Origin of the sequence: Streptomyces sp. CA-251387 (genome assembly GCF_050936625.1) — a bacterium.
Taxonomy (GTDB): domain Bacteria; phylum Actinomycetota; class Actinomycetes; order Streptomycetales; family Streptomycetaceae; genus Streptomyces.
Window position 1 is genome coordinate 6,811,006 of sequence record NZ_JBNJMJ010000001.1, and the last position, 24,782, is coordinate 6,835,787.

Annotated in this window: 23 protein-coding genes and 2 pseudogenes; 10 read left to right on the forward strand and 15 right to left on the reverse strand. The window is 71.1% G+C overall.

What is annotated here, in order from left to right; translation table 11 throughout:
- The first annotated feature begins 129 nt into the window (after positions 1–129).
- From ACQEV2_RS30635 to ACQEV2_RS30650, 4 genes are read left to right on the forward strand one after another with little or no spacing between them, the layout of a single operon-like run.
- Positions 130–1,215, forward strand: a complete 1,086-nt coding sequence (locus ACQEV2_RS30635) for a thiamine ABC transporter substrate-binding protein (protein WP_433048498.1) — start codon at positions 130–132, stop codon at positions 1,213–1,215.
- Positions 1,191–2,879, forward strand: a complete 1,689-nt coding sequence (locus ACQEV2_RS30640) for an ABC transporter permease (RefSeq protein ID WP_433048501.1) — start codon at positions 1,191–1,193, stop codon at positions 2,877–2,879. The genes ACQEV2_RS30635 and ACQEV2_RS30640 overlap by 25 nt, the downstream gene beginning before the upstream one ends.
- The gene (locus ACQEV2_RS30645; RefSeq protein WP_433048504.1) at positions 2,880–3,920 is read left to right on the forward strand and encodes an ABC transporter ATP-binding protein; all 1,041 of its coding nucleotides are present in this window, start codon (positions 2,880–2,882) and stop codon (positions 3,918–3,920) included. It abuts the gene before it with no gap.
- 25 nt (positions 3,921–3,945) lie between these two features.
- Positions 3,946–4,782, forward strand: coding sequence for a maleylpyruvate isomerase N-terminal domain-containing protein (locus ACQEV2_RS30650; RefSeq protein WP_433048507.1), 837 nt, complete (start codon positions 3,946–3,948; stop codon positions 4,780–4,782).
- A gap of 81 nt (positions 4,783–4,863) precedes the next feature.
- Here the strand turns inward: ACQEV2_RS30650 and ACQEV2_RS30655 are convergent, their stop codons facing one another.
- The 7 genes from ACQEV2_RS30655 to ACQEV2_RS30685 form a co-directional block, all read right to left on the reverse strand.
- Positions 4,864–5,526, reverse strand: a complete 663-nt coding sequence (locus ACQEV2_RS30655; RefSeq protein ID WP_433048510.1) for an LAETG motif-containing sortase-dependent surface protein — start codon at positions 5,524–5,526, stop codon at positions 4,864–4,866.
- Between the two features lie 182 nt (positions 5,527–5,708).
- Positions 5,709–6,830, reverse strand: coding sequence for an LOG family protein (locus tag ACQEV2_RS30660; protein ID WP_433048513.1), 1,122 nt, complete (start codon positions 6,828–6,830; stop codon positions 5,709–5,711).
- A 158-nt stretch (positions 6,831–6,988) separates the two neighbouring features.
- The gene (locus ACQEV2_RS30665; RefSeq protein WP_433048516.1) at positions 6,989–7,408 is read right to left on the reverse strand and encodes a VOC family protein; all 420 of its coding nucleotides are present in this window, start codon (positions 7,406–7,408) and stop codon (positions 6,989–6,991) included.
- A 119-nt stretch (positions 7,409–7,527) separates the two neighbouring features.
- A complete protein-coding gene (locus ACQEV2_RS30670) occupies positions 7,528–8,976 on the reverse strand; it encodes a hypothetical protein (RefSeq protein WP_433048519.1) in 1,449 nt (482 codons plus the stop codon).
- Entirely contained in the window at positions 8,958–9,698 is a 741-nt protein-coding gene (locus tag ACQEV2_RS30675) for an ABC transporter ATP-binding protein (RefSeq protein ID WP_433048522.1), read from the reverse strand. The genes ACQEV2_RS30670 and ACQEV2_RS30675 overlap by 19 nt, the downstream gene beginning before the upstream one ends.
- Before the next feature lie 232 nt (positions 9,699–9,930).
- Positions 9,931–11,304: an aspartate aminotransferase family protein gene (locus ACQEV2_RS30680; protein ID WP_433048525.1), complete on the reverse strand. Its 1,374-nt coding sequence runs from the start codon at positions 11,302–11,304 to the stop codon at positions 9,931–9,933.
- Positions 11,305–11,323: 19 nt separating this feature from the next.
- Entirely contained in the window at positions 11,324–11,839 is a 516-nt protein-coding gene (locus tag ACQEV2_RS30685) for an Lrp/AsnC family transcriptional regulator (RefSeq protein ID WP_398823138.1), read from the reverse strand.
- A gap of 193 nt (positions 11,840–12,032) precedes the next feature.
- On the opposite strand from ACQEV2_RS30685, the gene ACQEV2_RS30690 reads away from it, so the two are divergent.
- Entirely contained in the window at positions 12,033–13,472 is a 1,440-nt protein-coding gene (locus tag ACQEV2_RS30690) for a gamma-aminobutyraldehyde dehydrogenase (RefSeq protein WP_433048528.1), read from the forward strand.
- A 102-nt stretch (positions 13,473–13,574) separates the two neighbouring features.
- Here the strand turns inward: ACQEV2_RS30690 and ACQEV2_RS30695 are convergent, their stop codons facing one another.
- Positions 13,575–14,294: a cation:proton antiporter domain-containing protein gene (locus ACQEV2_RS30695; protein WP_433048531.1), complete on the reverse strand. Its 720-nt coding sequence runs from the start codon at positions 14,292–14,294 to the stop codon at positions 13,575–13,577.
- Positions 14,291–15,082 carry a cation:proton antiporter domain-containing protein gene (locus ACQEV2_RS30700; RefSeq protein ID WP_433048534.1) on the reverse strand — a complete coding sequence of 264 codons (792 nt, stop codon included), beginning with the start codon at positions 15,080–15,082 and terminating at the stop codon, positions 14,291–14,293. The genes ACQEV2_RS30695 and ACQEV2_RS30700 overlap by 4 nt, the downstream gene beginning before the upstream one ends.
- Positions 15,083–15,113: 31 nt before the next feature.
- Here ACQEV2_RS30700 and ACQEV2_RS30705 point away from each other — a divergent pair.
- Positions 15,114–15,227, forward strand: a pseudogene (locus ACQEV2_RS30705) (oxidoreductase); the annotation flags it as partial.
- Between the two features lie 69 nt (positions 15,228–15,296).
- On the opposite strand, the pseudogene ACQEV2_RS30710 reads toward ACQEV2_RS30705, so the two are convergent.
- Positions 15,297–15,449: pseudogene (locus ACQEV2_RS30710) on the reverse strand (ABC transporter ATP-binding protein); the annotation flags it as partial.
- A gap of 219 nt (positions 15,450–15,668) precedes the next feature.
- Positions 15,669–17,021 (reverse strand): diacylglycerol/lipid kinase family protein, encoded by a 1,353-nt coding sequence (locus tag ACQEV2_RS30715; RefSeq protein ID WP_433048537.1) that lies wholly within the window; start codon positions 17,019–17,021, stop codon positions 15,669–15,671.
- Positions 17,022–17,139: 118 nt separating this feature from the next.
- Between ACQEV2_RS30715 and ACQEV2_RS30720 the strand changes: the two genes are divergently transcribed.
- Positions 17,140–17,673 (forward strand): hypothetical protein, encoded by a 534-nt coding sequence (locus ACQEV2_RS30720; RefSeq protein ID WP_433048540.1) that lies wholly within the window; start codon positions 17,140–17,142, stop codon positions 17,671–17,673.
- On the opposite strand, the gene ACQEV2_RS30725 is transcribed toward ACQEV2_RS30720, so the two are convergent.
- The gene (locus ACQEV2_RS30725) at positions 17,663–18,829 is read right to left on the reverse strand and encodes a serine hydrolase domain-containing protein (RefSeq protein WP_433048543.1); all 1,167 of its coding nucleotides are present in this window, start codon (positions 18,827–18,829) and stop codon (positions 17,663–17,665) included. The genes ACQEV2_RS30720 and ACQEV2_RS30725 overlap by 11 nt on opposite strands.
- A 379-nt stretch (positions 18,830–19,208) precedes the next feature.
- Between ACQEV2_RS30725 and ACQEV2_RS30730 the strand changes: the two genes are divergently transcribed.
- Positions 19,209–20,879 carry a sigma-70 family RNA polymerase sigma factor gene (locus ACQEV2_RS30730; RefSeq protein WP_433048546.1) on the forward strand — a complete coding sequence of 557 codons (1,671 nt, stop codon included), beginning with the start codon at positions 19,209–19,211 and terminating at the stop codon, positions 20,877–20,879.
- Here the strand turns inward: ACQEV2_RS30730 and ACQEV2_RS30735 are convergent.
- Positions 20,861–21,220 carry a winged helix-turn-helix transcriptional regulator gene (locus tag ACQEV2_RS30735; RefSeq protein ID WP_433048549.1) on the reverse strand — a complete coding sequence of 120 codons (360 nt, stop codon included), beginning with the start codon at positions 21,218–21,220 and terminating at the stop codon, positions 20,861–20,863. The two genes, ACQEV2_RS30730 and ACQEV2_RS30735, sit on opposite strands and share 19 nt — an antisense overlap.
- A gap of 40 nt (positions 21,221–21,260) precedes the next feature.
- Here ACQEV2_RS30735 and ACQEV2_RS30740 point away from each other — a divergent pair, with 40 nt between their 5' ends.
- A complete protein-coding gene (locus ACQEV2_RS30740) occupies positions 21,261–21,863 on the forward strand; it encodes an NADPH-dependent F420 reductase (RefSeq protein WP_433048552.1) in 603 nt (200 codons plus the stop codon).
- A gap of 58 nt (positions 21,864–21,921) precedes the next feature.
- Here the strand turns inward: ACQEV2_RS30740 and ACQEV2_RS30745 are convergent, their stop codons facing one another.
- Both ACQEV2_RS30745 and ACQEV2_RS30750 read right to left on the reverse strand, forming a co-directional pair.
- Positions 21,922–22,629, reverse strand: a complete 708-nt coding sequence (locus ACQEV2_RS30745) for a glycerophosphodiester phosphodiesterase (protein ID WP_433048555.1) — start codon at positions 22,627–22,629, stop codon at positions 21,922–21,924.
- Between the two features lie 72 nt (positions 22,630–22,701).
- Entirely contained in the window at positions 22,702–23,763 is a 1,062-nt protein-coding gene (locus ACQEV2_RS30750; protein ID WP_433048557.1) for an adenosine deaminase, read from the reverse strand.
- A gap of 233 nt (positions 23,764–23,996) precedes the next feature.
- On the opposite strand from ACQEV2_RS30750, the gene ACQEV2_RS30755 reads away from it, so the two are divergent.
- On the forward strand, positions 23,997–24,686 hold the full coding sequence (locus ACQEV2_RS30755; protein WP_433048560.1) for a DUF4190 domain-containing protein: 690 nt from the start codon (positions 23,997–23,999) through the stop codon (positions 24,684–24,686).
- Positions 24,687–24,782 lie beyond the last annotated feature (96 nt).

Genomic DNA, 24,782 nt, shown 5'->3' on the forward strand with positions numbered 1-24,782 from the left:
TGAACCTCGCCCAGGTCATTCTGGGTAGGAAGTTCGGTCATCACTCAAGCTGTTGCGCCCTGCCCAGGAGCCGAGAAGGACTTCTGGGCAGGGCCGCGTCTCTTCCTGGTCCACCCCAGGAGGAATTTCGTGAGCACCACCAAGAAGTTCGCGGCCGTGGCCGTCGGGCTCGGCCTCGTCACGCTGTCCGCGTGCGGTTCGTCCGATGCGGGCAGCGACAACGCCGAGTCCAAGAGCAAGAACGTCACGCTCGTCAGCCACGACTCGTGGGCCGTCTCGAAGAGCGTCCTCGCCGCCTTCGAGAAGCAGTCCGGTTACAAGGTCAAGGTTCTGGAGGACGGCGACGCCGGGCAGGCCGTCAACAAGGCGATCCTCACCAAGGACAACCCGCAGGGCGACGTCTTCTTCGGCGTCGACAACACCCTGCTGTCGCGGGCGCTCGACAACGACCTGTTCCAGTCGTACGAGCCGAAGGGCTCCGACCTGATCCTGCCCGAGTACCGGGTCGACCAGGACAAGCACCGCGTCACGCCGATCGACACCGGCGACATCTGCGTCAACTACGACAAGGCCTACTTCAGCGAGCACAAGCTGACCCCGCCCACCTCCTTCGACGACCTGATCAAGCCCGAGTACAAGAACCTCCTCGTCACCGAGAACGCCTCCACCTCCTCGCCCGGACTCGGCTTCCTGCTCGGCACCGCCGCGAAGTACGGCGGCGACGGCTGGCAGGACTACTGGAAGAAGCTGAAGGCCAACGGCGTCAAGGTCGTCGACGGCTGGGAGCAGGCCTACAACGAGGAGTTCTCCGGTTCCGCCGGCGGCAAGAAGGCCAAGGCCGACCGGCCGCTCGTCGTGTCGTACGCTTCCTCCCCGCCCGCCGAGGTGATCTACGGCGACCCGAAGCCGACCACCGCGCCCACCGGCGTCGCGACCGGCACCTGCTTCCGCCAGGTCGAGTACGCGGGCCTGCTGAGCAACGCGAAGAACGCCGAGGGCGGCAAGGCGCTCCTGGACTTCATGCTCACCAAGACGTTCCAGGACGACATGCCGCTCAACATGTTCGTCTACCCGGTGCGGGAGGCCGCCCAGGTGCCGCCGGAGTTCGTGAAGTACGGCCCGCAGGCCAAGGACCCCGAGACCATGGACCCGGCGAAGATCGCCGACAACCGTGACGACTGGGTCAAGTCGTGGACGTCGCTCGTACTGAAGTAACCCCGCGCAAGGGCTCCTTCCGCAAGGGACGCAAGCGGAGCGCGGCGGTGCGGCTCGGCCTCATCGCCGTGCCCGTCGCGTTCTTCGCGGTCTTCTTCGCCTGGCCCGTCGCCGCGATCGTCGCGCGCGGTCTGAAGGTCGACGGGGTATGGCAGTTCGGGCGACTCGCGGACGTGCTCGGGCAGTCCGACATCCGGCACGTCCTGTGGTTCACCACCTGGCAGGCGCTCGCCTCCACCGCGCTGACCCTGCTGATCGCGCTGCCGGGCGCCTATGTCTTCGCCCGCTTCGACTTGCCCGGCAAGCAGATCCTGCGGGCCGTGGTGACCGTCCCCTTCGTGCTGCCGACGGTCGTCGTCGGTACGGCGTTCCTCGCGCTCGTCGGCCGCGGCGGGCTCCTCGACGAGCTGTGGGGCGTACGGCTGGACACCACCGTGTGGGCGATCCTCCTCGCGCACGTCTTCTTCAACTACGCCGTCGTCGTACGGACCGTCGGCGGGCTCTGGTCCCAGCTGGACCCGCGGCAGGAGGAGGCCGCGCGGATGCTGGGGGCGTCCCGCTTCCATGCCTGGCGGACGGTCACCCTCCCGGCCCTCGCCCCCGCCGTGGCCGCCGCCGCGCTCATGGTCTTCCTGTTCACCTTCACCTCCTTCGGTGTCGTCCAGATCCTCGGCGGGCCGACCTTCTCCACCCTCGAAGTGGAGATCTACCGGCAGACCTCAGAGATCTTCGACCTGTCCACGGCCGCCGTCCTGACGATCATCCAGTTCCTGGCCGTCGGCGCGATCCTCGCCGTGCACGCCTGGACGGTACGGCGGCGGGAGAGCACCCTGCGCCTGGTGGACGCGTCCGTGACCGCGCGGCGGCCGCGCGGGGCGGGCCAGTGGGCGCTGCTGGCCGGTGTCCTGGCTGTCATCGTCGTCCTCGTGCTGCTGCCGCTGGCGGTGCTGGTGCAGCGGTCGCTGGACGCGCCGGACTTCGGCTACTACCGGGCGCTGACCAGCGCCGACGGTGGTGTCTTCCTCGTCGCGCCCATCGAGGCGATCGGCAATTCCCTGCAGTACGCCGTCGTCGCCACCCTCATCGCCGTGCTGATCGGCGGTCTGGCCGCGGCCGCGCTGACCAGGCGGGACGCGGGCGGGTTCGTACGCGGCTTCGACGCGCTGTTGATGCTGCCGCTCGGGGTGTCCGCGGTGACCGTCGGCTTCGGGTTCCTGATCGCCCTGGACGAGCCGCCCCTCGATCTGCGCAGCACGTGGATTCTCGTGCCGCTGGCCCAGGCGCTGGTCGGGGTGCCCTTCGTCGTACGGACCATGCTGCCGGTGCTGCGGGCCGTGGACCAGCGGTTGCGGGAGGCGGCGTCGGTGCTCGGGGCGTCGCCGTGGCGGGTCTGGCGTGAGGTGGATCTGCCGATGGTGCGACGGGCGCTGCTGATCGCGGCCGGGTTCGCCTTCGCGGTGTCGCTGGGGGAGTTCGGGGCCACCGTGTTCATCGCGCGGCCCGACAATCCGACGCTGCCGGTCGCCGTGGCGCGGCTGCTGGGGCGGGCCGGCGAGCTCAACTACGGCCAGGCGATGGCTCTTTCGACGGTACTGATGGTGGTGTGCGCGGTGGCGCTGCTGGTGCTGGAGCGGCTTCGTACGGATCGGACGGGGGAGTTCTAGATGGTGCTGAGCAGGAAGCCGGGTCTGCTGAGCCTTGAGGGCGCGACCGTACGGTTCGGCGGGCGGGCCGCGCTGGACGCGGTCGACCTCGATGTCGCCGAGCACGAGATCGTGTGTGTGCTCGGGCCCAGCGGCAGCGGCAAGTCGACGCTGCTGCGAGTGGTGGCCGGGCTGCAACCCCTCGATGGCGGGCGGGTGTTGCTCGACGGGCGGGATCAGGCCGGGGTGCCCGCGCACAAGCGGGGGGTCGGGCTGATGTTCCAGGACCATCAGCTGTTCCCACAGCGGGACGTCGGCGGCAATGTGGCCTTCGGGGCGCGGATGCACGGTGCATCGAGGGGTGAACAGGCCGAGCGGGTACGGGAGTTGCTCGACCTGGTCGGTCTGCCGGGGGCTGCTCGCCGTGCTGTGGCCTCCCTGTCCGGCGGGGAGCAGCAGCGGGTCGCGCTGGCCCGTGCGCTTGCGCCCCGGCCGCGGCTGCTGATGCTGGACGAGCCGCTGGGGCAACTCGACCGCTCGCTGCGGGAGCGGCTCGTGGTCGAACTCCGGGAGCTGTTCGGGCGGTTGGGCACGACGGTGCTGGCCGTGACGCACGACCAGGGCGAGGCCTTCGCGCTGGCCGACCGGGTCGTGGTGATGCGGGACGGGCGGATCGCGCAGACCGGGACGCCGCTCGAGGTGTGGCAGCGGCCGGTGGACGAGTTCGTGGCGCGGTTTCTCGGGTTCGACAACGTGGTCGAGGGGACGGTCGTGGGGGAGGCCGCGGACACGCCGTGGGGGAAGGTGCCGGTGGGTGAGGGCGCGGCGCAGGGTACGCGGACGCTGCTCGTACGGCCGGCCGGGGTGCGGCTCGTGGCCGCCGACGCCGGGTTGCGGTGCACGGTCGCCGCGCGGACGTTCAAGGGCACCCATGTCGCCGTGCACCTCCAGCCGGAGGACGCCCCGCGCCTGGAAGCGGCGTGTGCGCTGCGGGCGGCTCCGGAGGTGGGGGACGAGGTCGGGGTGGAGTTCGAGGCGGCCGAAATCGTGGTGCTCGGCTGAGGGGTGCACCCCTAGGGTGCACCCTATGACCCTGCTTGCGCATGACCGGTACTGCGACGAGATCGCCCACCAGGTACGGCAGTTGAGGGCGGTGGTGACCTCCGGGGCGGACCTCTCGGCCACCGTGCCCACCTGCCCCGACTGGTCGCTGGAAGAGCTCGTACGGCACATGGGCGGCGCCCTGCGCTGGGTGGAGCTGATGGTGCGGACACGCGCCGAGGAGGAGATCCCGGAGGAGCGGGTTCCCGGGGTCGGCGGCCCCGACGGCGAGGGCGACGCCGCCGCGCTGGACGCCTGGCTCGCGGAGACCGGCGAGATGATCGTCGGCACGCTGCGGGAGGCGGGACCGGACGCGAAGGTGTGGGGGTGGGCCGGGATCCTCAACGCCGGTTTCTGGGCCCGCCGTATGACGCACGAGATCACCGTCCACCGTGCGGACGCCACCCTCGCCGCCGGACTGTCGTACGAGGTCGCGGCCGATGTGGCCGCCGACGCGATCGACGAGTGGCTGGAGATCGTGGAGTGGGCCCAGCGGACGCTGCCGGACGATCCGGCGAGGGAGCTGCGCCGGCCGGGGAGCAGTATCCATCTGCACGCCACCGACAACACCCCTGACGTGCATGCCGAGCGAAGCGAGATGGGGGTCCCCCCGCCCGAAGGGTGGGGGAGGTTGATCGACCTCTCCGGGGAGGCCGTCGCCTGGCGGCGCGGTCATGAGAAGGCGACGGTCGCGCTCCGGGGGCCCCTCACCGCCGTACTCCTCGCCTTCTACCGTCGACTGCCGCTGGACAGCCCCGAGTTGGAGGTCCTCGGCGAGCGGGAGTTGCTGGAGTTCTGGTTGGAGCGGGCCACCTTCGGCTGACGCCTGACGCCGACCGGACATGCCACGGCCCGCCCCCCGGAGAACGGGGACGGGCCGCGGCGGTGTTGGTCTGCGGGTGCGTCAGCGGTCGCTGCTCGCCCCGCGTCGGCGCAGGCCGAAGAAGACCGCGCCGCCGCCGATCGCGACCAGGGCGACCGCGATGCCGGCGATCAGGCCGGTGTTGGAGTTGGCACCGGTCTCGGCGAGGTTGGAGTCACCGGCCGCCGGGGAGGGAGCGTTGCTCTCGGTGTCCGCGGGAGCGGTGCTCCCACTCTCGGAAGGCGTCGGGGCCGGGGTGTCGGTCTCCTCGGCCGGGGTCGAGGCGGAGTCCGACGGGGTCGGGGCGTCCGAGGGAGCCGGCGGCTCCTCCTCTTCCTTCTTGCAGGCCGTGGACGGCGTCGTCAGGTTCGGCTTGATGTCCTCGTCGACATAGCCGGCGGCCTTGACGTGGACGCGGTACTCCGCGTCCGGCTTCCAGTTCTCCTCGAAGGTGATGGTGACACCTTCGCGCGAGCCCTTGACCACCTGCTCGCCGATCTTCTTCAGGTCGGCGCCGTTGTTCTGCAGGTACACGCTGACGGTCGCCGGGATCCCGCTGGGGTCCACGTCGGTGACGGTGATGACGCCCTTGTCGCCGTCGCACTTGGCTTCGGCGGAGAATTCACTGATGTCGCACGCGAGCGCGTTGCCCGCGAGACCGAACGCGAGCGCGGCCGAGGCGGAGGCAACACCCAGAGCGCGCACGGAACGCGCGACAGTACGGCGGTTTATGGACACGTTTGTCCTTACGAGTTGCACCACTGAGGGGGGTTGAACGGAGCCGGTGACGTGACATCACCGACCCCAGGAGTCTCACAGGTTTATAAGCGCGACATAAGCGGTGTCAACGCGTAGGCAGCCTACAGCCCTTGGGCTTTGCCCTCTTATTAACCACCGAGACGTTTCAACGCCGCCGGAGCCTCCTCGATCCGGTCAACCATGGCGATACGGGACTCCATCGAGCGGTCCCGTGCGAGCGACTGGAGCAGGGGCCACGCCGGCAGTCTCTCCGTCCAGTGCGTGCGGTCGACCAGGACCATGGGGGTGGGCTCACCGCGCGACTCGTAGTAGTTCGGCGTCGCGTTGTCGAAGATCTCCTGTACGGTGCCGGCGGCGCCCGGCAGGAAGACGACACCCGCGTTCGAGCGGGCCAGGAGGCCGTCCTCGCGGGTGGCGTTGGCGAAGTACTTGGCGATGTGGGAGGCGAAGGGGTTCGGCGGCTCATGGCCGTAGAACCAGGTCGGGATGCCGACGGAGCGGCCGCCCTTCGGCCAGCGGCCGCGCACCTCGAAGGCGGCCGTCGCCCACTCGGTGATGGACGGGGTGAAGCCGGGCGCCTTCGCCAGGAGTTGGAGGGCGTCGGCGAGCATCTCGTCGTCGTACGGGGCGGCGTACGCCCCGAGGTTCGCCGCCTCCATCGCGCCCGGTCCGCCGCCGGTGGCCACCGTGAAGCCCGCGCGGGCCAGCTCCCGGCCGAGCCGCACGGCACCCTCGTACGCCTCCGTGCCGCGGCGCATCGCGTGGCCGCCCATCACGCCCACCACCCGGGCGCCGGACAGGAGTTCGTCGAGCGCGTCCGAGACGGAGTCGTCGTGGACCGCGCGGAGCATGGAGGCGTATATGTCGCCGTCCGCCTTGGTCTGCTGGAACCAGGCATAGGCGCGGGCGTCGGGCGTGGCCTCGTAACCGTTCGCCAGCGACGCGAAGAGCTCGTCGGGGGAGTAGACCAGGCCGCGGTACGGGTCGAAGGGCAGACCCGGGACCGGTGGGAAGACCAGGGCGCCGTCGGTGCGGATCTTCGCGGCCGCTTCCTCGCGCATCGGGCAGCCGAGGAAGACGGCGCCCGCCGTGTCCGAGCTGAGCAGTTCGCGCGTACGGTCCGTCAGGTCGACGGCCTGGACCCGGAATCCGGCCAGGGTGCCGTAGGCCGAGACGGTCGCGTCGAACTCCTCCAGCGTCTCTATCTCACGGTCGTTGTGGTGGGCCGCATGGGCGGGCATCGTCTGCACCCGCCCATGCTAGGGCGCTCCGCTGGACGTGCCGCGATATGCCGTCTTTCGGCTGCGGCACCGTCGTGGCTGGTCGCGCCCGCGCGGCGGAGCCGCAGATCGATACGGCCCCGCGCCCCTTCAGGGCGCGGCCCGCCTGCTCCTTCGCGCGCCGGACCTCAGCCCTCGATGGCCGACGGGTCCATCCACACGACCTCCCAGGTGTGGCCGTCGAGGTCGTCGAAGGCGCGGCCGTACATGAAACCCATGTCCTGGATCTTGGACGAGGCGGTACCGCCGGCGGCGACGGCCTTCTCGACCAGCTCGTCGACCTTCTCGCGGCTCTCGGCGCTCAGACAGATCAGCACCTCGCTGGTCTTGGTGGGGTCCGCGATCTCCTTGTCGGTGAAGGTCGCGTAGAACGGCTTGGTGAGCAGCATCGCGACGATGGTGTCGCTGATCACGACGGAGGCCGCGTTCTCGTCGCTGAACTGCGGGTTGATCGAGTAACCGAGCTCCGTGAAGAACTTCTTCGAGGCGTCGAGGTCGTTCACGGGCAGGTTGACGAAGATCATCTGCTGGTACGTGGGCGCGGTCATCGGGGTCTCTCCCATCGGGTTCGCTGCTGTTCGAGGGGGTAGACCGGGGCGCCGGGCGGAACTCATCGCCGGGCGGAGATTTTCTTCTCCGAGTTTTTGACGGGGGCTGCCTGGGGGCCTCAGCGGGCCAGGGGCAGTGCCGCCAGCTCGGCCACGACGAGGGTGAGCGGGCCGAAGAAGGCCACCAGGACGCCGACGCGCAGGGCTGCCGCGCTGCGGAGGATCGAGGTGGGGGCGCCGAGGCGGAGCAGGGCGGCCGTGGTGTCGGAGCGGGCCTGTCGGGACTCCACGGCGGCCGTGAGGAGGGTGGCCATGGTGCAGCCGGTGACCAAGGTGACGCCGACGGTGGTGAGGGGGCCGAAGGCGGAGGTGGCGGCGGGCGCGGAGAGGGTGGCCATGGCGTACGCGCCGGAGAACGCGGCGCAGACGATGCCGAGGGGGCGGCCGATGCGGACTGCTTCCGCCATGAGCACGCGGCCTGCCAGCAGGCGGAGCGCGCCGGGGCGGGCGGACTGGAGGAGACGGCCGCAGAGGTGGGTGAGGCCGGGGGCGGACAGGGCGAGACCGAGGGCGGTGAGGAGCCAGCCGACCAGGACGCCGGCGGGGCCGGTGGGGAGGGCGGAGGGCATGGCGAGGGCGGTGCCGTTCGCTGCGCGGACGGCGTAGGCCTCCACGGTCAGGCCTGCGGCGATCACCGTGATGCCCCAAGGGAGGCCGGTGGGGGGTTTGCGGGGGGCTGGAGGGAGAGCGACGTACGGATCGGTGTCGGAGGCGGGGCCAGCTACCGCTTCGGTCCCGTCCGTTGTCGGATCGCCAGGGGCGGGGGCCGGCGTCGGGGTTGGCTCGCTTGCCCGCGCTTGCGGGGTGCCGTCTCTCTTCGGGTCGGGAGCCGCCCCAGCGGCACGACTGCCCGCAGACGGCGCGGCGGGGCCGCGTGCGCCCTTCCTCAAATGGGCCCCGAACCTGCCGTACGTCCCGAACGTCTCCCGTGTCAGCGATCTGCCGTGTCCGCCGAAGCGGCCGTACGTTCGCCTCGCGGCCTTTGTCTCGGCGTACTGCTCCTTCGGGCGCAGGGCCCATGCCACCGTCACCGACGCGATCACCGGGACCAGTGTCAGCAGGGTCAGCGTGGCCGGGAGCGGCAGGGGGGTGTCCGCGGCGAGGAACTCGGCGGCCGCGCCGTCGAAGGGCATGCCGGTCAGGTCGCCCCGGAGGTGGAGGAAGAACAGCAGGGCCGCCATCGAGCCGAGGGTGCAGGACAGGGCCGTGGTCGTCGCGGAGATGGCCATCAGGTGGGCCGGGCCCAGGCCGATCGCCGAGAGGCCGGGGCGGGGCTTGGTGCCGGGGTCCGTGCGGGCGACCGCCACCGCGAAGTGGACGGTCGCCGCCAGCGGGGGTGCGCACCAGGCCAGGCGCAGGAGGGACGCGCCGGTGGAGTCCGGGTGGGACAGGGCGTAGCCCAGGGCGCACAGGAGCAGGAAGCCGGTGCCCGCGGACGCCGTCGCCACCAGGAGGCGGCGCAGCTGTACGGCCGCTTGGGCGCCACGCGTCAGACGGAGAGCGAGCACGCGGCCCGGCCTTCCGTCTCCCCGACCGGGGGTAGGTGCACCGTGTTCACGCGCCGTCCGTCGAGGAGCGTGACCCTGCGGTCGGCGAGGGGCGCCGCATCCGCGTCGTAGGTGGCCAGGACGACCGTGATGCCGTGCGAGCGGGCCGCCGTCGTGAGGGTGCGCAGCACCTGCGTGCGGTCGGTGCGGTGCAGGGGTGCCGTCGGCTCGTCTGCGAACAGGATTGTGGGCGAGGGGGCCAGGGCCCGCGCGATGCAGACGCGCTGGCGTTCGGCCTGGACCAGCTGGTGCGGGCGCTTGCGGGCCACCTCGCCGACGTCCAGGCGCTCCAGCCACTCCAGCGCGGCCGTCTTGGCGCGCCGGCGGCTGGTGCCGCGCAGCATCAGGGGCAGGGCGGCGTTCTCCCAGACGTTCAGTTCGGGGACGAGGGACGGGCACGGGTCGATCCAGCTGAAGCGGTCGCGGCGGAGCCGCTCGCGGGCCATCGGGAGCATCTTGTGCACCGGAACGCTGTTGAACCAGACCTCGCCGCGCCGCACGGGAAGCAGCCCGGACAGACATCGCAGGAGGGTCGTCTTGCCGCTGCCGCGCGGGCCGATGACGGCGATGACCTCGCCCTCCTGGACACCGAGCGAGACGCCGCTGAGCGCGGGTGAGCCGTCGTTGTACGTGAAGTGCAGGGCGCGTGCCCAGAGCACGTCGTTGTCCGGCGGGGCCACCATGACGTACACCTCGCTTCTGATCCGTTTCCCGTACCTGATCCCCCGTGCGGGGGAACGAAGGCTCGGCCGATCGGTCACAGGCACGCTAGGCAGCCGTCACCCGGACCCCGGACAACACACGGCCCCGGGCCACCGTTTCTCACTCGAACGGGCGGCACCGGGGCCGGTGTTGATCATCCAGACGGAAGATCAACTTCCGTGGAATGGGCCGGACGTCTGAACGGTCCGGGGGTCACAGCTTCGTCCACGCCTCCGACAGCGTCGCGCGCAGGATCTGCTCGATCTCGTCGAACGTCTCCTGGTTGGAGATCAGCGGCGGCGCGAGCTGGACGACCGGGTCGCCACGGTCGTCGGCACGGCAGTACAGGCCGTTCTCGTACAGCTTCTTGGAGAGGAAGCCGTACAGGACGCGCTCGGTCTCCTCGGCGTTGAAGGACTCCTTCGTCGCCTTGTCCTTCACCAGCTCGATGCCGTAGAAGAAGCCGTTGCCGCGGACGTCGCCGACGATCGGAAGGTCGTACAGCTTCTCCAGCGTGCCGCGGAACGCGGCCTCGTTGTCGAGGACGTGCTGGTTCAGGCCCTCGCGCTCGAACAGGTCGAGGTTGGCCAGGCCCACCGCGGCCGACACGGGGTGACCGCCGAAGGTGTAGCCGTGCAGGAAGGTGTTGTCGCCCTTGTAGAAGGGCTCCGCGATGCGGTCGGAGATGACGCAGGCGCCGATGGGGGAGTAGCCCGAGGTCATGCCCTTGGCGCAGGTGATCATGTCCGGGACGTAGCCGAACTTGTCGCAGGCGAACATCGTGCCCAGGCGGCCGAAGGCGCAGATGACCTCGTCGGAGACCAGCAGGACGTCGTACTGGTCGCAGATCTCGCGGACCCGCTGGAAGTAACCGGGCGGGGGCGGGAAGCAGCCGCCGGCGTTCTGCACCGGCTCCAGGAAGACCGCCGCCACCGTGTCGGGGCCCTCGAAGAGGATCTGCTGCTCGATCTGGTCGGCGGCCCAGCGGCCGAAGGCCTCGGGATCGTCGCCGAAGATCGGGGCGCGGTAGATGTTGGTGTTCGGGACCTTGTGGGCGCCCGGGACGAGGGGCTCGAACGGCGCCTTCAGGGCCGGCAGGCCCGTGATGGACAGGGCGCCCTGCGGGGTGCCGTGGTAGGCGACGGCACGCGAGATGACCTTGTGCTTGGTGGGCTTGCCGACCAGCTTGAAGTACTGCTTGGCGAGCTTCCAGGCGGTCTCCACCGCCTCACCGCCGCCGGTGGTGAAGAAGACCTTGTTGAGGTCGCCCGGAGCGTAGTCCGCGAGGCGGTCGGCGAGCTCGATCGCCTTCGGGTGGGCGTAGGACCAGATCGGGAAGAACGCCAGCTCCTGCGCCTGCTTGGAGGCGGTCTCGGCCAGCTCGACGCGGCCGTGCCCGGCCTGGACCACGAACAGGCCGGCCAGACCGTCGAGGTAGCGCTTGCCCTTGTCGTCGTAGATGTAGGTGCCCTCACCCCGGACGATGGTGGGGACGGGGGCCTTCTCGTACGAGGACATCCGCGTGAAGTGCATCCACAAGTGGTCGTACGCGGTCCTGCTGAGGTCCTGAGGGGTGTCGGTGCTCACGGTTATCGGGTCCTCACGGTTATCGGGTTCCCCACATGTAGGTCTGCTTCTTGAGCTTGAGGTAGACGAAGCTCTCGGTGGAGCGCACTCCGGGCACGGCCCGGATGCGTTTGTTGATGACCTCCAGGAGGTGGTCGTCGTCCTCGCAGACGATCTCCACCATCAGGTCGAAGGACCCCGCGGTCATCACCACGTACTCGCACTCGGACATGGCCGTCAGCGCGTCGGCCACGGACTCCACGTCGCCCTCGACGTTGACGCCGACCATCGCCTGGCGCCGGAAGCCCACGGTGAGCGGGTCCGTGACGGCGACGATCTGCATGACGCCCTGGTCGAGCAGCTTCTGGACGCGCTGGCGCACGGCCGCCTCGGACAGGCCGACGGCCTTGCCGATGGCGGCGTACGGCCGGCGGCCGTCCTCCTGGAGTTGCTCGATGATGGCGAGGGACACGGCGTCCAGCTGGGGACCGCCGTTCCTGGACTCGCGGGAGTCCCTGTGCTCTGCGCTTCGACTGGCCACGACGTCACTGTGCACGACGTCTCGACAGTTCCGCAAGGCCGTAGCGATGAAATTCGTTGTTTACGTGACTGAGACTTGCGGATTTCGCAGCATTGGCGCGATCGGGGGTGTTGAAAACGTCGGTCTGCCGACTAGGGTGGGGTGTCTCAGTAACTGGACAACCAGGACTGACAGCCAGCAGCAGTGAAGACCTGACAGGAGGCCGGCAGTGAGCACCGAGCTGCGTCGTCTGCGCAACTACATCGACGGTGAGTTCCGGGACGCCGCCGACGGACGGACCACCGAGGTGGTCAACCCCGCGACGGGCGAGGCGTACGCGACAGCGCCGCTGTCCGGGCAGGCGGACGTGGACGCCGCCATGGAGGCCGCCGCACGGGCCTTCCCGGGCTGGCGTGACACGACGCCCGCCGAGCGCCAGAAGGCCCTCCTGAAGATCGCGGACGCGTTCGAGGAGCGGGCCGAGGAGCTCATCGCCGCCGAGGTGGAGAACACCGGCAAGCCGGTCGGGCTCACCCGGTCGGAGGAGATCCCGCCGATGGTCGACCAGATCCGCTTCTTCGCGGGCGCGGCGCGGATGCTGGAGGGCCGGTCGGCCGGTGAGTACATGGAGGGGATGACCTCGATCATCCGCCGTGAGCCGGTCGGCGTCTGCGCGCAGGTCGCGCCCTGGAACTACCCGATGATGATGGCCGTATGGAAGTTCGCGCCGGCGATCGCGGCGGGCAACACCGTCGTGCTGAAGCCGTCGGACACGACGCCGGCGTCGACGGTCCTGATCGCCGACATCATCGGCTCGATCCTGCCCAAGGGTGTCTTCAACGTCATCACCGGTGACCGCGAGACCGGCCGCCTGATGGTCGAGCACCCGATCCCGGCGATGGCCTCCATCACCGGCTCGGTGCGTGCGGGCATGTCCGTCGCCGAGTCGGCGTCCAAGGACCTCAAGCGGGTCCACCTGGAGCTGGGCGGCAAGGCGCCGGTCGTCGTCTTCGAGGACACCGACATCGCCAAGGCCGTCGAGGACATCTCCGTCGCGGGCTTCTTCAACGCCGGGCAGGACTGTACGGCCGCCTGTCGCGTCCTCGTGCACGAGGCCATCCACGACGAGTTCGTCGCCGCGCTCGCGAAGGCCGCCGCCGACACGAAGACGGGGCAGCCGGACGACGAGGACGTGCTGTTCGGCCCGCTCAACAACCCGAACCAGCTCAAGCAGGTCGAGGGCTTCATCGAGCGGCTGCCGGCGCACGCGCGCGTGGAGGCCGGTGGCAAGCGGGTCGGCGACAAGGGGTACTTCTTCGCGCCGACCGTCGTCTCCGGCGTCAAGCAGGACGACGAGATCATCCAGAAGGAGGTCTTCGGGCCGGTCATCACCGTGCAGTCCTTCTCCGACGAGGCGCAGGCCGTCGAGTGGGCGAACGGTGTCGAGTACGCGCTCGCGTCGTCGGTGTGGACGAAGGACCACGGGCGGGCGATGCGGATGTCCAAGGCGCTGGACTTCGGGTGCGTGTGGATCAACACGCACATTCCGCTGGTCGCGGAGATGCCGCACGGTGGGTTCAAGAAGTCCGGGTACGGCAAGGACCTCTCGGCGTACGGGTTCGACGACTACACGCGGATCAAGCACGTGATGACGTCCCTGGACGTCTAGGTCGTACTTCGCCCCTTGAGGGCGCCGCGGTCCCGGACGGGTCGACTGCCGTCCGGGACCGCGGTGGCATGCCCGGCGTACGATCCGGAGCTCGCCGAGAGGTCATTCGACCGCCGCGCCTCCGGACAGGCGGACCTCTTCGCTGTCGAGGGCTGCCTGCAGGATGCGCAGTACGGTGTCGTCGATCCGGCGCTCGTCGCGGAGCCGGACGACAGTGGCGCGTTTGCCGGCGATGAGGGCCAGGCGCAGCGCGAGATAGTCCTGGTGCTGGAGCACCGCCGGGTCGTCGTGGGCGCCCGCGCTCCTGGCCCGGACGGACGCCAGGTGGGCCTCGTACTGGCGCAGCCACTCGACGATCTTCGGATCGCTCCGCAGATCGGCGGCGAGCCGGGGCATCGCCTTGATCGCCTCTTCGATCGCGGTGGTCTCGGCGAGGTCGTGTTCCTCGTCGACCGAGGTGTCGGGCGGCAGCTTCGCCCAGCGCACCGCCACCGGCAGCAGCAGTCCTTGGACCACCAGCGTCACGAGGATGACGTCGGAGGTGACGAAGACGATGAAGCTGCGGTCGGGGAACGGCTCACCCGAGTCCAGGGTCTGCGGCACCGAGAGCACCATGGCGAGCGAGACCGCGCCGCGGAACCCGGCCAGCCCGCTGACCACCCGGGTGCGGTGACCGACGCGGAGCATGCGTTGCCGCGGACGGCGGTCGAGTGCGCGGACCAGGTAGGTGGAGGCGCACAGGAACGCGAAGCGCACGGCGACGAGCACCACGCAGAGGACACCGACCGCGATCAGCGCGTCCTGGAGATCGGGACGGTTCAAGTCGCGGACGGCGTACTGGAGTTCCCGACCAGGACGAACAGTGCCCCGTTGATGATGAAGGTGGCCAGCGGCCAGAACGCCAGTGCTTGCGTGCGGTGTTCGGCCTGGATGATGCGCGGGGCGACCTGGGACATGATCAGGCCGCTGACGACCACCGCGAGGACGCCGGAGGCCTCGACCAGTTCGGCGAGCAGGTAGGCGGTGAAGGGCGCCAGGATCATGACCAGGTTGCCCAGCAGGGGATCGGTCAGGCGGCGCCGCAGGTTCATGTTGACCCACGCGACCGCCACCCCGACCGCCGCTCCACCGCCGTAGGCGAGCAGGAACAGGCCGCCGACGTGCGGGACGCTCAGGTGTTCCTCGCCGACCGTGATGCCGACGGCGAGACCGTGGACGACCAGGGCCGTGCCGTCGTTGACCAGGCTTTCCGCGCGCAGGATGGTGACCTGGCGGCGCGGCAGGGCGCGGGCGAGGACGCCGACCGCCGTCGCGTCGGTGGGCGCCATGGCCGCGCCGAGCACCCACGCCGGTCCCCACGGCAGCCCGAGGGGGTGCCCGGCCGCGGCGGCGGCCCAGGCCGTGAGGATGACGAGTACGGTGCTCAGCTGCAGGATGCCGCGCAGGGTGGTGCGGATGTCCCGCAGGGAGGTCGTCAGGCTCTCCCAGTACAGCAGGACGGGGAGGAAGAGCAACAGCACGACCTCCGGGGGCAGTTGCGCCTGCCGCACGGCCGGGATGAACCCCAGGAGCACACCCGTCACCGCGGTCAACGCCGTCCTGCCCGGCATGCGCGAACTCGGCCGCGGCACCCTGCTGTTCGGCATCCGTGTCAACGCCGTCTGCCCCGGCACCATCGACACCTCGATGGTCAGCGACGTGATCGCCCAGGCCGTCCTGTGGCTGTGCAGCCCCGGAGCGAGCTACGCAGGCTGAAGCCGCCCTGGCCCCAGTTGCCGAAGGTGAACTGGACGTCGCTGCCGTGCGTGGACCCGAAGGGGCCCTTCAGGAGGCCGCTTCGCCGCTGGTCGCAACGGGTGCGGTGAGGTCGCCCTCTTCGGGTAGCTCCTCGACGTCCACCCCCCGCACCTGACTCAACTCGTGCTTGAGCGCTGCGAGTTCGGCACCGCCGGCCATGTGGTTGGTGAGCTCTACCAGTGGCGAACAGGGCGCCGGCCAGGGGCCTTGAGGCCCGGACAAATGGCCTCACCGGTCTTGCGAGGCGGGCGGGCGGTTTGAGGGCGCCGAGTGCGGCGGAGACGTTGTTGTCTGCGGCAGCCGATGGGTGAACGCCCCCCGAGTGATGTCAATAGGTTTGTCAGGGCGTATCGACAAGAAGTCCGACCGCTGCCGCTGCCCGCTCAGGGACCGACCACCTCAGAGGAACGGCCCCCGCCGATGCACCGCCGTACGCCCCACCGTCGCCGCCAGCTTGCGCAGCAGGCGCCAGTCCAGGCGTGGCGCGCGAGGCGGGACGCCGGGGCGCTTGCGGGGGACGCGGACGCGCAGGGCGCCCGGGGTGATGCGGCAGTGGACCGGGGCGGGGAGTACCAGGGCCTCGCCGTCTATGCCCGCCTCGATCTCCGGGCGGTCGGCCTCGATGACCACCTCGGTCGCGGTGAGAATGGTGAGGCCGGCCGGCGCGGGGTCGAGGAGCAGCGCCGCGGCCTCGGCGGCGCTGTCCACCCTGACGCCCAGGACGCCGAGTACGCCGGCATCGAGGCGGTCGCGGCGGCCGAACCCGAACGGGTCGTCCGTGCGGTAGGGGTTGTTGCTGACCAGCACGGCATGCGGAGCCTCGAGCGTCGTGCCCGCCGCACGGGCGGTCAGTCGCGGGCCCTGCTGCCGGGTGAGCAGGTCGGGCAGCAGCTCCAGGCTGGTGCCGATCTTGTCGTCGCGGTAGCCGGGGCTCTGCACGATGGCCGCGTACGCCCCGAAGGAGGCGTTGTTGACGAAGGGCCGGCCGTTCGCGAAGCCGAGGTCGACTCGGAGTTCCACGCCGTCGCCGAGCGCGTCGAGACAGGCAGCGGGATCGTCGCGGTCGAGGCCCAGGTCCATGGCGAAGTGGTTGCGGGTGCCGGCGCTGATCACCAGGAACGGGATGTCGTAGGCGGCGGCGACGGCCGCGACCCGCGCCTGCGTGCCGTCCCCGCCCGCGACGCCCAGCAGGTCCGCGCCCTCCGCCACGGCCTTGCGGGCCAGAGCGGTGACGTCCTGGGGCTGATCGGGGTCCAGGAGGACGACCTGGGCGCCGAGCCGCTCGGCCTTCTCCTTGAGCGCGAAGCGGTCCACCTTCCCGCCGCCCGAGCGCGGGTTCATGATCAGGACCGCCCGCTTCGGTGGCGCAGCCTTGCGCTCCCGCATCACCCGCACCCGCGCGCTGCCCGTACCCCGCAGTGCGTACCGGCCGCTCCAGACGGCCACCGTCCACAGCGCCACGGACGCCAGCAGCGCCCAGAAGAGGGTGGCCGCGAACAGAGCGACGAGCGCCGCCGGCAGCGCCACGGCCACAGTGGCCGCCGCCCAGCGCACCGGGCCGCGCAGGGTCAGCGTCCACCACACCGCCACCGCGCTGAGCCCCAGGCCCGCGGCGCCGGCCACCAGCAGCAGGACGCCGCCGACACCGCCGTAGGCGAGCGGCACGAGCACCGCGAGCCCTCCCGCGGCCAACGCCGTCCGCGCCGCCCACCGCTGTTGCCGGTAGGCCCGCCCGCTCAAGTCCAGGCCCATGATTCCTCCGTCCGCCGGCGGACATCGTAGGACTGCTCCGTCACGGGCGGGAGCGCGGAGGTGCCGTTGACCGGAATCCGCTTTTGAACGTGTTCAACTCCAGGCGTACGCTACCCCCATGAGCGACAGAGCCGCCCTGCTCAAGGGCATCCGTGTCTGGCTGGCCTTCTTCGTCGTCTGCCTGGTGCTCAGCGGCGCCACGGCTTTCCCTCTCGTCCACGAACTGCGCTGGACCGAGGACCTGTTGCGCGCCCTGTCCGTGCCGGAGCACCTCCCCGGCCTGATGGACTGGATCGAGCGCGTCCGGCACGGGCTCGACACCGCCGACGCCGACTACCCGTTCCTGCTCTACGGCACGGACTGGCTGGCCTTCGCCCACCTCGTCATCGCGGTCGCCTTCTACGGCCCTTACCGTGACCCGGTCCGCAACATCTGGGTCGTCGAGTTCGGGATGATCGCCTGCGCGGGCATCGTCCCGCTCGCCCTGATCTGCGGGCCGATCCGCGGCATCCCCTTCTGGTGGTCGCTGATCGACATGTCGTTCGGCGTCTTCGGAGTGATTCCGCTGTACGTCGTACGCAAGAAGATCAAGCGGCTGGAGGCGCTGACAGCACCGTCGGCGCCGCCGGCCGCCGTCGCCGTCAGCGGTTGAACGCCGGGAAGGCGAAACGCTGGACGATGGCCAGGCCGTCGCCCTTCGCGTCGGTGGAGTTGACGGAGTAGACGACGGTCCGGGACAGGTCGCGCGTGGCGGCGACCACGGTGTGGTAGCCGGGGCGGGCGCCGGTCTTGCCCCAGATCACCTTCCCATTCAGCTCGTACCGCTCCAGCGCGGCACCCATGGTGGCCCCCTCGATGTCCGGGACCGTGAACATCTCCTTCAGCTGCGGCTCGGGCACGACCCGGCCGCGGAACAGGGCGAACAGCAGCCGTTCCAGGTCCGCCGTCGTCGAGATCATGTCGCCGGCCGCGAACCGGTCGGACATGTTCCACTCGGTCACGTCGACCAGCTTGCCGTCGATCCAGTCGTACCCGCGGTTGTGCGGCCCGTGGATACGGGGGTCCGGGCCGCTGGGGAAGGACGTGTGCCGCATGCCGAGCGGGCGGAAGATCCGTACGGCCGCCTGGTGGGCGTACGAGTCGCCGGTGACCTTCTCGATCAGCATGCCCAGCACGGTGTAGTGGATGTTGCCGTACCGCTGGTGCTTGCCGGGGGCGTGGTCGGGGTCGGGGCCCTTGGCGACCGATGCGGCCACCACCTCCTCGGGGGTCAGCGTCTCGAAGCGGTGCTCGTAGCCGTCGTCGACGTCCTCGCCGAGGGACGCGCCGGGCTGGAGACCGCTCGTGAAGTTCAGCAACTGCCGTACGGTGATGGGCTGCTGGAACTTCTCGGAGAGCAGACCCGGCAGATACTCCTGCACCGTGCCGTCCAGGGAGATCCGCTTCTCGGCGGCGAGCTGCAGCACGATCGCCGCGGTCACGATCTTCGTCGTCGAACCGGCCCGGAAGCGGGCGTTCTCCAGCACCGGCGCCCCGGTTCTCATGTCACGCACTCCGGCCGCCCCCTGCCAGCTCCCCTTGCCGCCGACGCGGATCAGCGCGGCCGTCGCGTCCTGGTCGGGCAGCCCCTCCAGTGCGGCGCACAGGGCCTTGACGTCGGGGCCGTCCTGGGTGGCGGCCGCAATCGCCTGCGCGCTGCACGACGACGAGGACGCGGGGCGCGCGGACGCCGTCCCGGCCAGCGGCAGCGCGGTGAGGGTGAGCGCCAGCGCGGAGGTGAGGAGGGCGGGAAGCGGGCGTACGGGCATCTGCTGCTCCTGAGGTCGACGGGCTGTCCGTGATCATCGTGGGGGCGGTGCGGTCCCGGCCGGATCGTCGGCGAGGAGGGGCTCGGACCCTGGGAGAGCCCGGAGCAAGTGCCGTACGGAACAAGGGTGTTGTAAGGGATCGCCCTTACGGGCCCCCAGGCCCCCATGCCCCAAGCCCCCAGGCCGTTCGCCTCGCCGAAAAAGTGTTATCGCCGCCCCCTTCACCGCGTCTCCACTCGCGTCCCCCGCCCCCCACACCCCGGGAGCCGCCCATGCCTCGCCCGTACCGGAAGCGGAATGTGATCTCCGATATAGCCAACAGTGCAGGTCAGGCTGAGAAGGTGCGTACGGGCAGCAAGTGACCCGGGAGAGGACGCACGTGGACGAGGCAGCCGGCCGGCAGTGGCGCGCCACCATCGCGGCGGCGCAGGCCGGTGACCGGCATGCGCTGGACGAACTGGTCGAGGGCTGGCTGCCGCTGGTCTACAACGTGGTCGGGCGCGCCCTGAACGGCCATGCCGACGTCGACGACGTCGTCCAGGAAACGATGCTGCGCGCCGTCGACAACCTCGGCTCGCTGCGGGACCCGGACAGCTTCCGCTCCTGGCTCGTCGCCATCGCCATGCGGCAGATACGCGACCGGGCGCGCCGCAGGCAGACCGCGCAGCTGGACGAGTCGGCCGCGCGCGAGGCCACCGACTTCGCCGAACTGACCGTGCTGCGGCTCCAGTTGGAAGGGCAGCGGCGCGAGGTCGCGGAGGCCGTGCGCTGGCTGGACGACGAGGACCGGCAACTGCTGTCGCTGTGGTGGCTGGAGGTCGCCGGCGAGCTGACCCGGCGCGAGCTGGCCGCGGCCGCCGGGATCAGCCGGCAGCACGCCGCGGTGCGCGTCCAGCGCGTGAAGGAGAGGCTGGAGACCGCGCGCGGCATCGTACGGGCGCTGGACGGCGCCTGCCCCGGCCTGCGCGAGCTGACCGCCCGCTGGAACGGCCGCCCCGACTCGGTCTGGCGCAAGCGGCTGGCCCGGCACATCAGGGGCTGCGGCTACTGCGGCGACACCCGCGAGGCCGTCGTACCGGCGGAACGGCTCCTCGTCGGCATCGCGCTCACCCCGATCCCCGTCGGTGTCACCCTCTCGCTCGCCCTCGGCGGCAAGACGGCGGTCGCGGCGACGGCCACGGCGACCTCCGTCGGCTGGTCCGCCAAGGTGATGGCCGCGCTCACCCAGCCCGTTGTCGCGGTGACCGCCGGCGCGACGATCGTCGCGGGCGGCGCCTACGTCGTCACCCAGCCCCCGGACGCCCCGCCGCCCCGCACGGCCGCCCCCACCGCGGCGAGCACGGCCCGCCCGCCGTCGCCCACGCCGCGCGTGTCACCGTCGGCGACGCCTTCACCGTCGCCGTCACCGACGCGGAAGGCCGACCTTTACGGCACGGTCGTCGACGCCGTCGACCAGGCCCCCGACCCCGACGCCCGGCCCGCGGCCCTCCCGCACCGCCCCGAGTCCGGGATCACCAGCACCGGCGGCGCGCACGCCGTGATGAACCACCGCGGCGACAGCGTCACGCTCACCGGCCAGGGCTACGTCCTCGTCCGCTGGCAGATCTCGCCCCAGTACCGGGCGGGCGGCCTCGTCATGCCGGCCTGGACCGGTCTGAAGGGCAAGCTCTTCCACGTGGCCTCGGGCGGCGGCCGCCGCATGGACGACCGCGTCAGCGGCACCGACGGCTCCGCCACCGGCATGGGCAACGCGGCCACCGGCTACGCCGTCCTGCCGGCCGGCACCCAGCAGATGTGGCAGAACGAGTACTTCTACCTCGACGGCAGCGTCACCCTCACCGTCAACGAGCGCGGCGCCGACTACGGCCTCAGCGTCTTCCCTTCCAGCTGGGACGCCGCGAACAAGGACATCCAGCAGGGACCGCCCGACGGCGTGATCCGCTACGGCCTCGTCCGCGACACCGGCAAGGACGACACGCCCGTGCCGCAGTACGTCACCCGGGAGACCCCGGCGGACGCGGCGACCGTGCCTCAGGAGTCCCGCGTGTAGCGGTCCTGGGCCGCCATCACCTCGTCGCCGTGCTCGAAGGCCCAGGCACCGAAGGCCTCGATCGGGCCGAGCAACGACCGTCCCAGCGCGGTGAGTTCGTACTCGACGCGCGGCGGGGCACCGCCGTACGCCTGCCGCGCGACGAGCCCGTTGAACTCCAGCCGGCGCAGGGTCTCGGTCAGCACCTTCTGGCTGATCCCGCCGATGCGGTCGCGGAGTTCACCGTGCCGCACGGGGCCGTGCCGCAGCGCCCAGAGCACCACGGCGTTCCAGGTGTTGGCGAGCAGGTCGAAGGCGAGACGGGCGCGGCAGTCGGCGAGGAAGGGCTGGTCGACGGTCACGTACTGAATGGTGCCCGAGCGGCTTCCTACTGTGCTGCGCATGCGGATAGGAATTCTTGGAACCGGGGGAATGTCGGATGCCTTGGGCACGCAGTGGCGGCGGGCCGGGCACGAGGTGCGCGCCGGGAGCCGCTCGGCGGGCGGGCTGCGCGAGGCCGTCGAGTTCGGGACGGACGCGGTGCTGCTGGCGGTGCCGTACGCGGCTGTGGTCGAGGTGGTCGCCGGGCTCGAACCGGTGCTGCGGGGGAGGGTGCTGATCGACTGCACCAATCCGGTGGGCCCGGGCTTCGGGCTGCTCACTGCGGGCGGCCCCGCCGCGGCCGAGTGCATCGCCGCCGCCGCGCCGGCCGCGCACGTGGTCAAGGCCTTCAACCTCTGCCACGTCGACGTCTGGCGGATGACCCCGCCGGTCTTCGACGGCCGCCCGCTGGCGGTGCCGCTGTGCGGGGACGACGAGGGGGCCCTGTCCGTCGTACGACGACTCGTGCACGACCTCGGCTGTGAGCCGCTGAACGCGGGGGGACTGGACCGGGCCGGGCTGCTGGAGGCGACGGCGGCACTGTTGATCGGGCTGTGGGTGGGGGAGGGGGCGGACGCACAGGCGATCGCGCCGCCGCTGGCGTTCGCGGCCGGCCGTCCCTAGAGGGGGTCCTCCCGGTCGGGCCGGCTGCCAGAGACAGGTGCTTGCAGGCGAGCCGAGCCTAGATCCGGCCGCTCCCGTCAGCCTGGCCGTCGCGCAGCCCCAGCAGTACGGCGACGCGGTTCGTCGTGATCGAGTCGACGCCGAGGTCCAGCAGACGGCGCATGGAGCGGCGGGTGTCCGGGGTCCAGACGGAGAGCAGGTAGCCGTCGCGGTGGACGCGTTCGGCGAGGGCGTGGCCGACCAGGCCGAAGCGGTAGTTGAGCCAGCGGGGGCGGACCGCCTCCAGCAGGGCCGGACGCGGCGGCGCCAGGGTCGTCCAGGTCAGGGCGATCTCGGCGGCCGGGTCGGCGGCGCGCACGGCGAGCATGGCCGCCGGGCCCGCGCAGTAGTACACGCGGTCCTGGGCCCCGCAGTCACGCACGACGTCCACGACCCGGCGTGCCGCCCGCACGTCGGGCGTGCCCGGCAGATCGAGCATCACCCGGCTCCCGTCGCACGCCGCGAGCGCCTCTTCCAGCGTCGGCACCCCGCCCGCCGTGAGCCCCCGCACCTCGGCCGCCGACAGTCCGAGCAGCGGCCGGTCCTGCTCCCACAGCCGCTTCAGTGTCTCGTCGTGCAGCAGCACCGGCACGCCGTCCTTGGTGAGCCGTACGTCGATCTCCACCGCGTCCGCGCCCAGTTCGAGCGCGGAGCGCAGCGAGTCGAGCGTGTTCTCGCGGACGCGGTAGGGGTCGCCGCGGTGGGCGACGGCGGTCACGTTCTGCATGGGGACATTGTGGTGGGGACGGGGGCCGGCGTGCAGGCGTGGAGGCGTGGAGGGGGAGCGGGCTCGGTGGGCTCAGGGGGCGAGCCGGCCGGCGGTGTATGTGTCGATCTCGGCGGCGATCCGTGCCTTCCCTGCCTCGTCGAGGAAGGACGCGTCCACGGCGTTCTTGGCGAGGTCGGCCAGGCCCCGCTCGTCGAGGTCGAGGAGGCGTGCGGCGACCGCGTACTCGTTGTTGAGGTCGGTGCCGAACATGGGCGGGTCGTCGGAGTTGATGGTGACGACGATCCCGGCCTTCGCGAACTCCTTGATCGGGTGCTCGTCGATCGTGCGGACCGCTCGCGTGGCGATGTTGGAGGTCGGGCACACCTCCAGCGGGATCCGGTGCTCGGCGAGGTGCGCGAGCAGCTTCGGGTCCTGCGCGGAACTGGTGCCGTGCCCGATCCGCTCGGCGCGCAGGTGGGTGAGGGCGTCCCAGACCGTCTCCGGACCGGTGGTCTCGCCGGCGTGCGGCACGGAGTGCAGTCCGGCGGCGATCGCCCGGTCGAAGTACGGCTTGAACTGCGGCCTCGGTACGCCGATCTCGGGCCCGCCGAGCCCGAACGACACCAGGCCCTCCGGGCGCAGCCGGTCGTCGGTGGCGAGCCGCACGGTCTCCTCGGCGGACTCCAGACCGGCCTCGCCGGGGATGTCGAAGCACCAGCGCAGCACGGTGCCGAACTCGGCCTCGGCCGCCTTGCGGGCGTCCTCGATCGCGTCCATGAAGGCCCGCTCGTCGATGCCTCGGCGGGTGGAGGAGAACGGGGTGATGGTCAGCTCGGCGTAGCGCACCTGCTGCCGGGCCAGGTCGCGGGCCACCTCGTACGTCAGCAGCCGTACGTCCTCCGGGGTGCGGATCAGATCCACGACGGACAGGTACACCTCGATGAAGTGGGCGAAGTCCGTGAACGTGAAGTAGTCGACCAGCGCCTCGGGGTCGGTGGGGACCTTGGAGTCGGGGTGGCGGGCGGCGAGTTCCGCGACGATGCGGGGGGAGGCGGAGCCGACGTGGTGGACGTGCAGTTCGGCCTTGGGCAGGCCCGCGATGAAGGCGTGCAGGTCACGCGGGGCGCGTGCGTCGACGAGACGGTCGGTCAAGGTTCCTCCCCGGGAACGGCGTCCGCGGCCGGGTGCGCCGGCTCGGCGGGACGCGGGTGATCGGCTGATCGAATGCAGTGCCATCGTAGGCAGGGGGACGGAGGTGGAGACGGGGAGGGAGCGAGGCGGGAGCCGGTGGTCGGGATGCCGGCCGTGGGGCCCGGATACCGGCGGTGGAGCGCTGGTGGCGAGGCCGTAGCATGGCGGCACGAACGACCCAGGGGGGACATGACATGACGGAGGCAATGCATCCCAGCGGGGAGGCCGGGGGAGGCCACAACCCGTGGGCGCCGCCCGAGAACAGACCGTCGCTGGAGAAGAACCCGGCGCCCGGTGACGCCTCGCAGCCGCCGTCCGTCCACGACCAGGCCACGGTCACGTCGATGCCGTCCGACGGTTTCGCAGCGCCCGGCGACACGGCCCCGGCCGGCTCCGGACCGGGAGCCCCCGTCCCTGGATACGCCCCGCCCGTCTACCCTCCGCCCGCCGCCGCCGTCCCGCCCCCGCCCATCGCGCCCACCGGCCCCGGCGCCCCGGGCGGCTACGGCTACCCCGGCTACCCCCCGGGCTACGGCTGGCCCGGCATGCCGATGCAGCCGCAGAACGGAATGGGCGTCGCGGCGTTGGTGCTCGGCATCCTGTCCTGCTGTCTCTTCTGCCTGTACGGCGTGGTCTCCCTGGTCCTCGGCATCCTCGCCGTGATCTTCGGCATCAAGGGACGCCGGAAGGCCGAGCGCGGCGAGGCCAACAACCACGGCCAGGCGCAGGCCGGTCTGATCACGGGCATCATCGGCATCGTCCTCGGCGTCGTCGTGATCGTCCTGATCGCCATCGGAATCACGGCCGCCATCAACTCGGACCGCCACGACGACGACTACGGAGCCTTGCCGGCGGTGCCGGTGTCCGTCGCGGCTCTCCGCTGAACCCCCCGGTATCCGTCACTTTCCGGCGCCGGTCCAGGCAATTCAGCCCGTCCGGCGTTTGAGGACGAGGCCCTTTCGGGGCCGAAGCGGGGTCTG

Excerpts from the sequence above, each read along its gene's own strand:
- ACQEV2_RS30645 (WP_433048504.1), top strand. The coding sequence starts at position 2,880 with ATGGTGCTGAGCAGGAAGCCGGGTCTGCTGAGCCTTGAGGGCGCGACC.
- ACQEV2_RS30650 (WP_433048507.1), top strand. The coding sequence starts at position 3,946 with ATGACCCTGCTTGCGCATGACCGGTACTGCGACGAGATCGCCCACCAG.
- ACQEV2_RS30665 (WP_433048516.1), bottom strand. The coding sequence starts at position 7,408 with ATGACCGCGCCCACGTACCAGCAGATGATCTTCGTCAACCTGCCCGTG.
- ACQEV2_RS30675 (WP_433048522.1), bottom strand. The coding sequence starts at position 9,698 with ATGGTGGCCCCGCCGGACAACGACGTGCTCTGGGCACGCGCCCTGCAC.
- ACQEV2_RS30700 (WP_433048534.1), bottom strand. The coding sequence starts at position 15,082 with ATGCCGGGCAGGACGGCGTTGACCGCGGTGACGGGTGTGCTCCTGGGG.
- ACQEV2_RS30715 (WP_433048537.1), bottom strand. The coding sequence starts at position 17,021 with ATGGGCCTGGACTTGAGCGGGCGGGCCTACCGGCAACAGCGGTGGGCG.
- ACQEV2_RS30720 (WP_433048540.1), top strand. The coding sequence starts at position 17,140 with ATGAGCGACAGAGCCGCCCTGCTCAAGGGCATCCGTGTCTGGCTGGCC.
- ACQEV2_RS30725 (WP_433048543.1), bottom strand. The coding sequence starts at position 18,829 with ATGCCCGTACGCCCGCTTCCCGCCCTCCTCACCTCCGCGCTGGCGCTC.
- ACQEV2_RS30740 (WP_433048552.1), top strand. The coding sequence starts at position 21,261 with ATGCGGATAGGAATTCTTGGAACCGGGGGAATGTCGGATGCCTTGGGC.
- ACQEV2_RS30745 (WP_433048555.1), bottom strand. The coding sequence starts at position 22,629 with ATGCAGAACGTGACCGCCGTCGCCCACCGCGGCGACCCCTACCGCGTC.
- ACQEV2_RS30755 (WP_433048560.1), top strand. The coding sequence starts at position 23,997 with ATGACGGAGGCAATGCATCCCAGCGGGGAGGCCGGGGGAGGCCACAAC.